The organism is Acidithiobacillus sp. HP-11 (assembly GCF_015100075.1).
Classification (GTDB): domain Bacteria; phylum Pseudomonadota; class Gammaproteobacteria; order Acidithiobacillales; family Acidithiobacillaceae; genus Acidithiobacillus; species Acidithiobacillus thiooxidans.
In genome coordinates this window covers 22,479-34,742 of record NZ_JACKYY010000035.1, presented here as the reverse complement: position 1 = coordinate 34,742, position 12,264 = coordinate 22,479, and the positions used below count along the sequence as shown (strand labels likewise).

At 52.3% G+C, this 12,264-nt stretch carries 14 protein-coding genes and 1 pseudogene; 5 read left to right on the top strand and 10 right to left on the bottom strand.

All coding sequences use genetic code 11. From position 1 onward, the window contains the following. From H7F08_RS10880 to H7F08_RS10860, 5 genes and pseudogenes are all read right to left on the bottom strand, one after another. Positions 1 to 240 (bottom strand): annotated as a pseudogene (locus tag H7F08_RS10880) (cytochrome C oxidase assembly protein); the annotation flags it as partial. 11 nt (positions 241 to 251) lie between these two features. Then, positions 252 to 692, bottom strand: a complete 441-nt coding sequence (locus H7F08_RS10875) for a cytochrome o ubiquinol/quinol oxidase subunit IV (protein WP_010636935.1) — start codon at positions 690 to 692, stop codon at positions 252 to 254. Further along, on the bottom strand, positions 689 to 1,324 hold the full coding sequence (locus H7F08_RS10870) for a cytochrome c oxidase subunit 3 (RefSeq protein ID WP_010636936.1): 636 nt from the start codon (positions 1,322 to 1,324) through the stop codon (positions 689 to 691). The genes H7F08_RS10875 and H7F08_RS10870 overlap by 4 nt, the downstream gene beginning before the upstream one ends. Positions 1,325 to 1,416: 92 nt before the next feature. Beyond that, positions 1,417 to 3,525, bottom strand: a complete 2,109-nt coding sequence (locus H7F08_RS10865; RefSeq protein WP_075322313.1) for a cbb3-type cytochrome c oxidase subunit I — start codon at positions 3,523 to 3,525, stop codon at positions 1,417 to 1,419. A 15-nt stretch (positions 3,526 to 3,540) separates the two neighbouring features. Further along, positions 3,541 to 4,506 carry a COX aromatic rich motif-containing protein gene (locus H7F08_RS10860; protein ID WP_010636938.1) on the bottom strand — a complete coding sequence of 322 codons (966 nt, stop codon included), beginning with the start codon at positions 4,504 to 4,506 and terminating at the stop codon, positions 3,541 to 3,543. Between the two features lie 518 nt (positions 4,507 to 5,024). On the opposite strand from H7F08_RS10860, the gene H7F08_RS10855 reads away from it, so the two are divergent. From H7F08_RS10855 to pdxH, 3 genes are read left to right on the top strand one after another with little or no spacing between them, the layout of a single operon-like run. Beyond that, positions 5,025 to 5,786 carry a type 1 glutamine amidotransferase domain-containing protein gene (locus H7F08_RS10855; RefSeq protein ID WP_226831571.1) on the top strand — a complete coding sequence of 254 codons (762 nt, stop codon included), beginning with the start codon at positions 5,025 to 5,027 and terminating at the stop codon, positions 5,784 to 5,786. Then, positions 5,783 to 6,442: a ribose-5-phosphate isomerase RpiA gene (gene rpiA / locus H7F08_RS10850; protein WP_024893973.1), complete on the top strand. Its 660-nt coding sequence runs from the start codon at positions 5,783 to 5,785 to the stop codon at positions 6,440 to 6,442. The genes H7F08_RS10855 and rpiA overlap by 4 nt, the downstream gene beginning before the upstream one ends. A 24-nt stretch (positions 6,443 to 6,466) precedes the next feature. Then, the gene (pdxH, locus tag H7F08_RS10845) at positions 6,467 to 7,123 is read left to right on the top strand and encodes a pyridoxamine 5'-phosphate oxidase (RefSeq protein WP_193640560.1); all 657 of its coding nucleotides are present in this window, start codon (positions 6,467 to 6,469) and stop codon (positions 7,121 to 7,123) included. 11 nt (positions 7,124 to 7,134) lie between these two features. Here the strand turns inward: pdxH and H7F08_RS10840 are convergent, their stop codons facing one another. From H7F08_RS10840 to H7F08_RS10820, 5 genes are read right to left on the bottom strand one after another with little or no spacing between them, the layout of a single operon-like run. After that, positions 7,135 to 7,446 carry a hypothetical protein gene (locus H7F08_RS10840; RefSeq protein WP_010636945.1) on the bottom strand — a complete coding sequence of 104 codons (312 nt, stop codon included), beginning with the start codon at positions 7,444 to 7,446 and terminating at the stop codon, positions 7,135 to 7,137. A gap of 15 nt (positions 7,447 to 7,461) precedes the next feature. Then, positions 7,462 to 8,091, bottom strand: a complete 630-nt coding sequence (gene leuD / locus H7F08_RS10835) for a 3-isopropylmalate dehydratase small subunit (RefSeq protein WP_010636947.1) — start codon at positions 8,089 to 8,091, stop codon at positions 7,462 to 7,464. Continuing rightward, positions 8,091 to 8,258, bottom strand: a complete 168-nt coding sequence (locus H7F08_RS10830; RefSeq protein ID WP_010636949.1) for a hypothetical protein — start codon at positions 8,256 to 8,258, stop codon at positions 8,091 to 8,093. The genes leuD and H7F08_RS10830 overlap by 1 nt, the downstream gene beginning before the upstream one ends. Continuing rightward, positions 8,239 to 9,651 carry a 3-isopropylmalate dehydratase large subunit gene (gene leuC, locus H7F08_RS10825; RefSeq protein ID WP_193640559.1) on the bottom strand — a complete coding sequence of 471 codons (1,413 nt, stop codon included), beginning with the start codon at positions 9,649 to 9,651 and terminating at the stop codon, positions 8,239 to 8,241. The genes H7F08_RS10830 and leuC overlap by 20 nt, the downstream gene beginning before the upstream one ends. 44 nt (positions 9,652 to 9,695) lie before the next feature. Continuing rightward, positions 9,696 to 10,457, bottom strand: coding sequence for a class I SAM-dependent methyltransferase (locus H7F08_RS10820; RefSeq protein WP_193640558.1), 762 nt, complete (start codon positions 10,455 to 10,457; stop codon positions 9,696 to 9,698). Positions 10,458 to 10,577: 120 nt separating this feature from the next. Here H7F08_RS10820 and H7F08_RS10815 point away from each other — a divergent pair, with 120 nt between their 5' ends. Together H7F08_RS10815 and H7F08_RS10810 are read left to right on the top strand one after the other, a co-directional pair. Then, complete coding sequence (locus H7F08_RS10815) at positions 10,578 to 11,381, top strand: helix-turn-helix transcriptional regulator (RefSeq protein WP_075322306.1); 804 nt, start codon at positions 10,578 to 10,580, stop codon at positions 11,379 to 11,381. A gap of 256 nt (positions 11,382 to 11,637) precedes the next feature. Further along, on the top strand, positions 11,638 to 12,084 hold the full coding sequence (locus tag H7F08_RS10810; protein ID WP_024893979.1) for a phosphate-starvation-inducible PsiE family protein: 447 nt from the start codon (positions 11,638 to 11,640) through the stop codon (positions 12,082 to 12,084). The last annotated feature ends 180 nt before the right edge of the window (positions 12,085 to 12,264 follow it).

Genomic DNA, 12,264 nt, shown 5'->3' with positions numbered 1-12,264 from the left:
GCCGAGCAGGATCAGGACCATGGCAAAGCCGACTTCGCTGGCCTTGAGGCCGTTGACCAGGCCATTCAGCAGTCCGTGACTGCTGAAGCCCTGCCACAGGCCTGCCGCCACCGCCAGCAGCAGACCGGCCGTGATGATCCGGCCAATCAGGCGCACCGCCGGCGTCATCTCCCCTTCTATGGCGTGGGGAAGTGTTGTATCCGAAACTACTGCAGGCTTTGCTCCCAGGGACGTAGCCATTCTCGTGCTCCTTAGTTACCTGAATCCGAATGAGCGTTCATACCCGGCATGGCTGCCATTCCGGGAGTGGCTGATGCGTGCACGGCAGGTTGCATGGCCGATGACATCACTGACATATCCATGGTCCGCAGATACAGCTGTGAGAACATCCACCAGGTCAGTCCGATGGTAATCAGGAACAGAGGAATAAATAGGACCAGGGCCACCGTATTCCAGATATTGTGCTCGGAAATATCGATATGCAGCAGGAAATAAATCTGGGCAATCACGGCAATTCCCGCACACACTGAAATCACCATCAACAAACCGAAAGGTGGAACCGAATGAGAGGTCACCAGAAAAGTTGCCACCAACATCAGGAAAGCCGAAATGGCAAAACCCAGAAAGTAGCCCTTGGAAGTGGACAGTTGCACTTCCGGATGCATGGTCGGATCTGCGGCACCGTGACTCATGATATGTATCCCCACAAGTAGACAAAGATATAAACAAAAACCCAGATCACCGCCTGCAAATGCCAGAACATCCGCAGGGTGAGCAGACGACCCACCGTTTCCTCGGTAAAGCCCTTGGTCATCACCTGAGCAATCATCACCAGAATCCAGATCAAGCCGAAGAAAATATGGGTCGCGTGCACCTGAGTCAGCACCATGAATGCCGACATGCCGCCGCTGCTGGCAAGGGTAATACCCATGGAATACAGATGACTCATGTCATGAATATCCAGAACCAGGAAAACCACACCCAGCACAAAAGCTGCCAGCATACCGTTGATCAAGCCGCTCTTGTTTTTGTGCTTCAGGGCATTCATACCGAAACCATAAGCCAGAACACTCAAAAACAGGGCGATGGTCTGGGCAAAGGTGTACCAGGGTTTGACGAATTCAGCAGGGGTCGGCCCACCGAAATAACTATGTTGATAACTCAGCACCCCATAAGCGGCAAATAATGTCGCGAACAACATACCGTCGCTGAGCAGGTACAAAAAATATCCCAGGGTGCGGGTGGAAATCACATCATGGGAATGATGATGGGTATCCCACAATTCCGCTTTTTTGGGATCAACCGTACTGGCATGTGAACTCATAATTAAAACTCCTCAATTCGTGAGTAGCGCAGACGTCCGTTGTGCTGAATGCCGCCTGCGCACTGAAGCCATTCTGTCGAATTTAGAACCGCTTATTTCGACGAATCGTTGCGCTGATAGGCCATGGCATTACCCACTACCCCACCGCTGACGGGATGGCTGTGATGACTGTCGGCAATTTGCGCCTCACGGCGATAGGCCTCTTCTTCCATCCGCTGCAACTCGGCACCGGTGATGATGTAGCCGGGGTCTCCCCTGAATGAACGGATAATCATCAACCCGATGATGGCCAGCAAAGACACAATACAGAGCCACCAGATCCGCCAGGTCAGTGCGAAACCAAGCACGAAAGTCAGGCCGCCCATAATGATGGCCACACCCGTGTTGTTGGGCATGTGAATGTCGTCATAATGTTCAGGACGGACGTTGTCGATACCATGCTGCCGACGCCATGCCACTTCGTCCCGTTCATTGACGTGAGGCAGAACCGCAAAGTTGTAAAACGGCACGGGAGAATGGGTCAGCCACTCCAAGGAACGTGAGGTTCCCCAGGCGTCCGCGCCCACACGATTTTTCGCATGATCCCGTACGCTGACATAAAGCAGGATGAAAAAGGCCAATACCGACAGGGTATAAACGACAATGCCGAGTTCCATGACGTCCAGATAAGGCTGCCATCCGGTATTGAATACATATTCCAGACGCCGGGTCATGCCCATGAAGCCGAGCATGTACATGGGCACGAATACCAGTGCCGTGCCAGCGGAGAACAACCAGAACATGGTTTTCGCCCAGAACTCATCCAGCTTGAAACCGAACACTTTTGGAAACCAGTACAGAACAGAGCCAAAAATGGCGTAGACAATAACCAGCAACATGGAGTGAAAATGTGCAACCACAAACACGCTGTTATGAACCATGTAATTGATGGCAGGAATGGCCAGCATCATGCCGGTCAAGCCCCCGATCAGCAGCAGAAACAGCGCGCCAATCGCCCAGAGCATGGCAGCGTTGAAGGTCAGGCGCCCCCGGTACATGGTAAATGCCCAGTTGAACACTTTCACACCGGTAGGAATACCTACCAGCATGGTGGCCACACTGAAAGCCGAATTGACATAGGGGCCTGCACCCATGGTGAAAAAATGATGTAGCCAGACCAGCCAGGACACCCCGGCAATCGCCATACTGGCCAGCACCATGGTGATATAACCAAACAGGGGTTTTTCAGAGAAAGTCGGGAAAATTTCCGACATCATGCCGAAAGCCGGCAAGATTACGAAATACACTTCCGGGTGACCCCAGATCCAGAACAGGTTGGTATAGAGCATCAAATTGCCGCCCATACCGGCCGTGAAGAAATGCGCACCCAGATAGCGATCGGCAGCAACCAGAGCCAAGGCAATCTGCAGGGCCGGGAAAGAAGTCAAAGCAATGACGTTGGCCGACAGTGAGGCCCAGACAAAAATCGGCAACTTGCCCCAGGTCATGCCGGGAGCCCGCATTTTAATGATTGTGGCGAGAATGTTGATACCGCCCAGGGTCGTACCCAAAGCCACCAGTTGCAGGGTCCAGATCCAGTAATCCACACCCACGCCCGGACTGTACTGCATTTCAAAAATCGGCGCATATTCAAACCAGCCGTTGTGGGCAAAATCCCCCACAAACAGGGAAATCATGATCAACGCTGCAGCCGCAGCGGTAATCCATAATCCCAAGGCATTCAGGTAGGGATAAGCCATATCCCGGGCACCAACCTGGATCGGCACGATAATGTTCATGAAGCCAACCAGCAACGGGGTTGCTGCCAGCAAAATCATGATCAGACCGTGGGCACTGTAAACCTGCCCGAAGTGAAAAGGGGTCAGATAACCATGCAGGGATCCGAATACTCCGGAAGAATGCGGACCCACTGCCCAGACCTGCTGGGTACGAATCATCAAACCATCGATGAAGCCCCGAAACAGCATCACCAGACCGATGATGATGTACATGACACCGAGTTTCTTATGATCAACCGTAGTCAACCATTCTTTCCAGAGATAAGTCCATTTACCGTAATAGGTAATCAGACCAATGATGGCAATGGCCCCGATGACCACCGCTACGAAGAGCGGTGCCAGAATCGGATTGGCATAGGGAATCTGCGACCAGGCGAGACGCCCCAGAAGAGGGCTCCAGCCCCCAGGTAAATCTACGAGCATGTGATGATCCTCCGATTAATCGCGATGTTCAGCGGCTTGCTTTTTCATGTAGTCAACCATGTTTTCCGTCATCATCGGCGGGATTGGCCAGGTTTTTCCGCGCATCACTTCAGTCATGACATGATCAAACAGACCCGGCTCCACTGAAGAGAAGTAAACCAAGTGGTGATTGACATTAATGAAAGGCTCCGCGAAACGGTTAAAGCTGGCATAGGTCATGCTGCCAGGGGCCTGCTGCACTTTTTGCACCCATTGCGCAAAGTCTGCCTTGTCAACCATCTTGGTTTTAAAAGTCATCCAGGAAGTACCTGCACCGGCATAGTCAGAAGCAATACCTTGATATTCACCTGCATGATCACTTAACAAAGCATTTTTGGTACGCATACCGGGCATTACGTCAATCATGCCGACCAGCTGGGGAATGAAGAAGGTTGTGGTCACGGCACTGGAAGTCAGACGAAAGAAAACTGGAGTGTGTACCGGCAGAACCAGCTCGTTGGCTACCGCCATGTGATATTGCGGATAAACAAATAACCACTGCCAATCCGTAGCAATGACATCCACTTCCACCGGGTCCCCATTAGGCTTCATATGGTGGGTGATGACCGTCGGATTATAAGGGTTGATTTCGAAAGTTCCCCTGACGGCAAAGTAGGACAGAAATCCGACGGCAATGATTGGGATACCCCAGACAAACACTTCAATAGTGTTGGAATGAGACCAGTGCGGATCATACATGCCCCGGTTCTTGCCTTTCTGATAACGCCACATGAACCAGACCACCAGCAAGGCTGTCAGTCCGACAATCGCACCCATGATCAGTACATCCACGATCATGTAAAACAAATCGGTTTTGGCCATGACCCCCTTGGGATCGAATATCCAGAAAGGGTTATGTGCGCAACCACCCAGCAACAAAACGGGAGCCAACGCCGCAGCGCGCCACCCCTTTTTCAGCCAGTTCCTCCAATTTAAATCCATTATGTATTTCCCCCTGGCGGACAACAAATGATCCGCAATAAAACAAGATAGCGGTTACTATCCAATCAGCTTTGATTAAAACAATACAAACTTATACTTTTTATGCTAATTCGAATCTCGGGTGTAAAAGTAGTGCAGAGAAGCCTGCAAATCAATAGAACATCCCCACAAATATTTTTGGGTTAATAAAAGTCTCATTAGTGCTATGAATATATTTAATTTTTTATTATGAATATAATAATACTCTTATTTTGTTATATTACAAAAAATCAATAACAATCATTTTGTTATTGCGAAAATTAAAATTTAAAAAACATTACTTCAATGTTTAATGTTGTATTAAACCGCTTATAATTTCTTCTCTCGCATTGAATAGATTTAGAATGTATCAACAAGATAATCTAAAAAATAATATATTATTATATTTTTATTAATATTTAAAATGGCCTGATTTACGACTGTATATTATAAAAATACAAGATTAACCTTACATATATTTTTATTGTTTCAGCAGGCTTTTGTGTTACACTTTTCTCATGAACCAGCAGCCCTATATTCTATTTCTGCTCAGTAGCGCCCGGGTTTTGCAACTCCGGGATGGCACCGGGATACCCACTGGCTTCTGGGCCGAAGAATTGGTCGTTCCGTGGAATCTGCTGAAAAACTCTGGCTGGACTTTGTCTATTGGTACGCTAGACGGCAGTATCCCCATAGTAGATCCGGAAAGTCTGGATCCTGCCAATCTCAACCATGACTCGCAAAAAGCCAGCGAACTGGCGAAGCAGATCACCTGCATACCCGAACTGGAGCATCCTGTTTCCCTGCAAAGTCTGCAGGCTGGGCAGCTGGATCTTATGCAGGGATTATTTATTCCGGGCGGGAATGGCCCTCTCATGGATTTGGCAAAGTCTGCCGATGTTGCACGCCTTCTCCAGCATTGCCGTGATCATCACAAGGTATTGGCGACCTTATGCCACGGGAGCGCTGCCTTATTGGCGACTGCGCACGATCACAGCGACCCGCCCTTTTCCGGCAATCCGGTCACCTGCTTCAGTGCCGCTGAAGAAGCCGCTACTGCGCTGGCCGGCCGCTGGCCTTATACTCTGGAAGAGCACTTGAGAAATGCGGGATTCCTCGTTAGTGTCGGAGAATCCTGGCAAAGCCATGTGGTCGAAGATGCGCAAATTCTGAGTGGTCAGAATCCAGCCTCAGCAGCATCACTGACGGAAGCTTTTATACAACGATTACTTTTTCAGACTAACAAGGAAAACAGGCAATGAATGCAGATGCTCTCAAAAAAATGGCGGCCGAAGCCGCCCTCGCCTACATCCAGCCCGGTATGGTGGTGGGCGTAGGTACAGGCTCAACCACCAACTTTTTCATTGACGCCCTGGGTGCTGCAAAAATTCATGTGGATGGCTATGTCGCCTCCAGCATTGCTACCGAAAATCGCCTGAAAGCCCAGGGCTTAAATGTGCTGGACCTCAACAGCACCGGTGACATTCCCGTTTATGTAGACGGTGCCGATGAGGCTGACCCGCATTTCCGGCTGATTAAAGGCGGCGGCGCGGCACTGACCCGGGAAAAAATTGTAGCCAGTGCCGCCCGACTGTTCGTCTGCATCGCCGACGCCAGCAAGGACAAACCCATGCTGGGCAAATTTCCCCTGCCCGTGGAAGTCATCCCCTTCGCCCGCAGCTTTGTCGCCCGACAACTGGTCAAGCTGGGTGGGACCCCTACCCTACGCAATGGCGTGACCACCGATAATGGCAATGTCATCATTGATGTCACCGGTCTGGATTTTTCTGATCCGGTGAAAATGGAAGCCGCCATCAATCTGATTCCGGGCGTACTGGACAATGGTATTTTTGCCCACCGGCGCGCCGACGTGATGCTTTTCGGTAGCGAAAACGGCGTCATTGAGAAAAAGGCCTGAGCTCTGCTCAAAAGAGAAATGCATATGGAAGGTGAAATAGACCATCGCAGTACCCGGCGGGATTTTACCCACGGGGAGTTGCATCGACACGATCTGGACAGCAATCCCTTTCAGCAATTGGCCACCTGGCTGGCTGCCGCGACAGAGGCGGGCAATTTTGATGCGACCGCCATGGTGCTGGCTACGGCTGATGCTGACGGGCATCCTGATGCGCGCTATGTACTGCTCAAGCATTTTGATGAACAGGGGCTCTGCTGGTACAGCGACCAGCGCAGCCAGAAGGGTCAGGAACTGGCCGCCAACCCGCATGCAGCACTGGTATTCTACTGGCCGGAAAATGATCGTCAGGTGCGCATCAACGGCCCTGTAGAACCCCTGGATACGGCAGCGGCCGAAAGCTATTTTCAACAACGCCCTAGCCGCAGCCGTTATTCTGCTGCGGCGTCCATCCAGAGTCAGGTCATCGCCAGTCGTGCTGATCTGGAAGCGCGTGTTGCCGAATTACAGCAGCGCTATCCTGAGGACAACGTCCCACGCAACCCGGCATGGGGTGGGTACCGGCTGATTCCCGAACGCTTTGAATTCTGGCAGGGCCGTCGTGACCGCCTGCATGACCGGTTTGTTTATCGGCGTTCTGATGACACGAGTCATGCCTGGTTGATTGAACGACTCATGCCCTGAGCCGTCATGGCTCAAAACACTTCAATACGCGCCTCGTAATCCACCAGAATCATGCGATAAATATCGTTGCCAAGCTGCACATGGGCAGATTGCGGTGCCCCGATACGAATGCTGTTGCCTCCCGCCATACTCAAACCGGAAGGGCCGAAATGTTCCTGTTCGATCAGGTCATCCAGTAACGCCTGCAACTCCTGCCTGGGAACCTGACAGGTATTGTCAATGACCTTGCAGGGCTTGCCACGTTTGGTTTTCCCTTCGATGATAACGGCATCGGCACGAACGGGCTGCAAGCCCTCATCTTCTATCGCTGCATCCTGAATCATATTGATCAAATCTCCTTAAATACCATCCCGAAATAACCAGGGCGCTGATTGTCGACGGGCTGCCTCATAAGCGCGAATGGCCCCTTCATGCTGCAGGGTCAATTGAATATCATCCAGACCATTCAATAACTTGTGTTTGTGTCCGGCATCCATGGGGAAACAATAGCGACTATCTCCCATGGTTTGCACCTCCTGGGCCGGAAGATCAATGCGCAAACGATAGCCGGGGTTAGCCGCCACTTCATGAAACAAATGATCTACTTCTTCTGCGGACAGTCGAATCAACAAAATCCCGTTCTGCACACAATTGTTTGCAAAGATGTCGGCAAAGCTGGGGGCAATGATGGCGCGAAAACCATAATCTGCCAGCGCCCAGGGAGCATGTTCACGACTGGAACCACAACCAAAGTTTTCCCGGGCCAGTAAAATCTTTGCATCAGCATATATCGGCTGATTGAGGATGAATTCAGGGTTTTCCACCTGCCTGCCATCCTGTGCCAGATAGCGCCAGGCATCGAAAAGATGCTTGCCCAGGCCCTGTCGCTCAATGGTTTTGAGAAACTGCTTGGGAATGATGGCGTCAGTGTCCACATTGGGACGATCCAGGGGGGCGACAATTGCCTCTAATACGGTAAAAGCTTCCATTATTTCTCCAGTTGTCGCTTGACGAGATACTCCACAGCAGCCACCTCTGCCGAGCAACCCCGCAAGCTTGAAAAAATGCCAATTTCCACCATCCCCAGGCTGCATAAGCCCAGAGCGATGCGCAACACCCAGGAGCGGGCGCGCTTTTTATGGTGCAGACCAGTCACGCACATCCACAAAATGACCGGCAATCGCGGCGGCGGCTGCCATGGCCGGACTGACCAGATGGGTTCTGCCACCCGCTCCCTGACGCCCTTCAAAATTCCGGTTACTGGTACTAGCACAGCGTTCTCCAGGCTCCAGACGATCGGCGTTCATAGCCAGACACATAGAACAACCCGGTTCACGCCACTCAAAGCCCGCCGCTTTGAAAATACGATCCAGCCCTTCCGCTTCGGCCTGGGCTTTCACCAGTCCCGAGCCGGGAACCACCATGGCCACTTTTACCGAAGCCGCTTTCTGATGCCCCTTGGCAACAGCAGCAGCAGCGCGCAGATCTTCAATGCGCGCATTGGTACAGGAGCCAATAAAAACCTTGTCGAGCGTTATGGCAGACAGTGGGGTGTTGGCCTGCAAATCCATATAGGCCAGAGCGTCCGTCCAGCCCTTACGACGCACCATATCGGATTCCTGGGCAGGATCGGGAATGGTGGCGTTAATTTCTGCAACCATCTCGGGGCTGGTTCCCCAGGTGACCTGAGGCGCGATATCTGCTGCATGGAGACGAATTTCCGCATCAAAGAGGGCATCCGCATCCGAATGCAGTTCATTCCAGGCCGCCACAGCCTGATCCCAGATTCTGCCCACCGGGGCATAGGGACGGCCCCGCAAGTAATCAATGGTTATGGCATCGACGCCAACCATACCCGAGCGCGCGCCGGCTTCAATGGCCATATTGCATAAGGTCATGCGCCCTTCTACCGACAAAGCCTGCACGGCTGGTCCGGCAAATTCGATGGCGTAGCCCGTACCGCCCGCCGTACCCATTTTGCCGATAATGGCCAGCACCATATCCTTGGCGGTGACGCCCCGACCCAGTTCGCCATCCACCCATACCCGCATACTTTTGGATTTGCGTGCCCATAGACACTGGGTCGCCAGCACATGCTCCACTTCCGTGGTGCCAATACCAAAGGCCAGCGCACCCAGCGCACCATGAGTCGCCGTATGAGAATCGCCACACACCACGGTCATGCCCGGCAGAGTGAGTCCCTGCTCGGGAGCAATTACATGCACAATGCCCTGGCGCGGATCCAGCATGCCGAATTCTTCAATACCGAATTCCGCACAGTTCTGATCCAGGGTATCCACCTGCAAACGGGAAGTCGGATCGACAATACCCGCCGCCCGATCCGTAGTCGGGACATTGTGGTCGGCCGTAGCGATGTTGGCATCAATCCGCCAGGCTTTGCGCCCCGCCGCGCGCAAACCCGAAAAGGCCTGGGGGCTGGTGACTTCATGCAGCAACTGCCGATCAATATAAAGCAATACGGCACCGTCGGCCTCCGTATGCACCACATGGCTTTCCCACAACTTGTCATAAAGCGTTTTTGCTGCCACAAGCTTCTCCTCAAACATCCCTGTCCAAAATTAACCAATGTTGTTCATAAGGGCAATGCCGTCATCCAGCACACATCCAGCGAAAAATCATGATTCGGCTGCAGCGCAAAGTGGTCACAGACCTCGGTTGGAGCCCCGGCCCATACGCTTTTAATCGCTGTTACGCGCTCTTCCGAGCTGCGCATCCGGCTTATCCAACTGGCAAAATCCAGGGGCAGCTTCCAGGTATCCTGATCAGGCACCTGCCACCCGGCTGCAGCCAACATCGCCTGCCATTCTGAAACCCGGTAATCCCGCACATGAGAAGGGTCACGTAAAATTTCGACCGTCTGCAGAACCGTATCCAGTAATGGATTTTCGGGTGCGCATACATCAATGATGACACATTTTCCCTGAGGATGGAGTACACGCCGCATTTCCCGAAGAGCCGCATGGACATCCGCCCAATGATGGGCGGAAAAACGCGTCACCACTCCATCAAAATAAGCATCGGCGAAAGGCAATGATTCTGCCGTACTTTTTTCGGTGTGAAGATTAGACAATCCACGCTGTTGCGCCTCGTCAGCTACCACACGCAGCATTTCGCCGGAAAGATCCACCGCGAACACTTCCCCGACAACTTCCGCCAGTGTAAAGCTGGCATGCCCCGCCCCGCAGCCAAGATCCAGCACCCGCATGGCCGGCTGTCCGGTAAACTCCCGACGCAGACGCTGTAAATCTGCACCCTGTGCATGTGCCGGGCTATGGAGATAATCCGTCGCCGCCACACCGAATTGCTTCTCTACCAGTTTTTGCTGATTACTCATGGGCTTTAGGTCTTCCAAAAGAATATACATCTATCATACGAAGGCCATTAAACTGGTACAATATGAGCATATATACTGGTATATTTACTACCAGTATTGTGCTTTCCATGGATTATACCGATGTCCGGAGACAGCTTGGCCTTGGGGGCGTTTATTCGTCGCCACCGCGAAAAAACAACACCGCAGCAGGCTGGCCTGAATGCGCTTGGACGCCGCCGCACTCCCGGGCTGCGCCGCGAAGAACTCGCCATGCTCTCGGGAGTCAGTGGCACCTGGATCACCTGGATTGAGCAGGGGCGGCCGATACAACCTTCCGTGCCCACGCTGGATCGCCTCAGCAAGGTACTGCAACTATCCCATGCTGAACGGCAGCATTTGTTTCATCTTGCGGGCAAGGCTGATCCCCAGCTGGAATCTCCCCCTTCTGCCGTAGCGCCCACCCTGCTCCACCTTCTCAAAATCCTGCAATATCCTGCCTATATCCTGGATCGCTACTGGAATGTACCTGCCTGGAATGCGGCCGCCGCCGCACATTTTGCGGGCTGGTTACCAGCCAGTCCGGTTCCCGAGGAAAAGCCTCCCAATTTGCTGGAATTTCTGTTCCTCGACCCCGGCGCCAGAAACTTCGTCGATGATTGGCATAGCCGTTGCCGACGTCTGGTCGCCGAGTTTCGTGCCGATGTTGGCAAGCACCTGGATGATCCGGAAATGGCCCGGATCATCACCCAACTGCAAAGTCAGAGCCGCACATTTGCCGGGCTCTGGCCTGCCCAGGATGTAGTGGAAAGAGAAGGCGGTCGCCGGGTATTCCAGCACCCAGTGCATGGGCGCGTGGTGTATGAACAAAGCACCTTATTACCAGCGGCACATACGGATATGAAACTGGTGATTTTATTGCCCTATCAGGAAGATGATCTTGTGTAACCATGTGGAAGGGCAATGCTCCGCTAGGGTTATGCGGTAATATACCACTTGATCATCGCTCTTAGCTCGCGAGGGAGACTGGAAACAACATTATCGTGGATTTATGGATTCGCTGAGTTCAGTAGCTTGATTAATTTTTATATTTTTATAATTTATTTATTATTATTTGCCAGACTAAATCAATGGCAGGGTTCCCTCGTTATCATCTATCATGCCCTGCGTCGCCAGGCATGCGCATCCAGCCAAAGGAGTCCTGATGTTGAATGATGGTTTCAACGGCGTTCTACGAATGCTGAATTATACCCTTCACCTGTTTATTGCCGTCGCCCTGGCGGCTGCCAGCGTATTGATCATGATCCAATTCAGTCATGATGTGGTGGACGCTTTCCGGGAGCACATACTGGCAGCTGGCTTTCTCCACGCCTTAGGCACGCTTTTTATTGTCTGGGTCCTGTCAGCCCTGATTTCCGCCGAAATCACCTTCATGCGCAGCGGTATTTTTCATGTCGAGGTGTTTTTTGAAGTCGCCATGATTACGCTGTTGCGACAACTGATTCTGATCCCCGTGAAAGGCGGAGGAGAAACCATCCCGCAGGATGACCTCATATTCTACGCCATGATCAGCGGCGCCCTGTTGGCTACCGGTATCGCTTACTTCCTCGTGGCCCGCAGCCGCTTGGGTACTGACCGGAAAGCGCCATGAAGCGAACAAACGGCACAAGGATCGCTTTCAACAAACCTATGTCGACTATCTTGATCCACTGATAGCTGTCCCAGCTTAAGTCTCTACCGTCCATAAAGCATTTCCACAAACTCCGGTCTCGCGTGGCAATTTATACCGCGCCCAGTTGTTCCAAGGCCTCAAAGGATGGATGACTTCCAC

What these genes read in the sequence shown, in the direction of transcription:
- H7F08_RS10875 (WP_010636935.1), bottom strand. Translation starts at nt 692, where the DNA reads ATGAGTCACGGTGCCGCAGATCCGACCATGCATCCGGAAGTGCAACTG.
- H7F08_RS10870 (WP_010636936.1), bottom strand. Translation starts at nt 1,324, where the DNA reads ATGAGTTCACATGCCAGTACGGTTGATCCCAAAAAAGCGGAATTGTGG.
- H7F08_RS10865 (WP_075322313.1), bottom strand. Translation starts at nt 3,525, where the DNA reads ATGCTCGTAGATTTACCTGGGGGCTGGAGCCCTCTTCTGGGGCGTCTC.
- H7F08_RS10860 (WP_010636938.1), bottom strand. Translation starts at nt 4,506, where the DNA reads ATGGATTTAAATTGGAGGAACTGGCTGAAAAAGGGGTGGCGCGCTGCG.
- rpiA (WP_024893973.1), top strand. Translation starts at nt 5,783, where the DNA reads ATGAATGCAGATGCTCTCAAAAAAATGGCGGCCGAAGCCGCCCTCGCC.
- pdxH (WP_193640560.1), top strand. Translation starts at nt 6,467, where the DNA reads ATGGAAGGTGAAATAGACCATCGCAGTACCCGGCGGGATTTTACCCAC.
- H7F08_RS10840 (WP_010636945.1), bottom strand. Translation starts at nt 7,446, where the DNA reads ATGATTCAGGATGCAGCGATAGAAGATGAGGGCTTGCAGCCCGTTCGT.
- leuD (WP_010636947.1), bottom strand. Translation starts at nt 8,091, where the DNA reads ATGGAAGCTTTTACCGTATTAGAGGCAATTGTCGCCCCCCTGGATCGT.
- H7F08_RS10820 (WP_193640558.1), bottom strand. Translation starts at nt 10,457, where the DNA reads ATGAGTAATCAGCAAAAACTGGTAGAGAAGCAATTCGGTGTGGCGGCG.
- H7F08_RS10815 (WP_075322306.1), top strand. Translation starts at nt 10,578, where the DNA reads ATGTCCGGAGACAGCTTGGCCTTGGGGGCGTTTATTCGTCGCCACCGC.
- H7F08_RS10810 (WP_024893979.1), top strand. Translation starts at nt 11,638, where the DNA reads ATGTTGAATGATGGTTTCAACGGCGTTCTACGAATGCTGAATTATACC.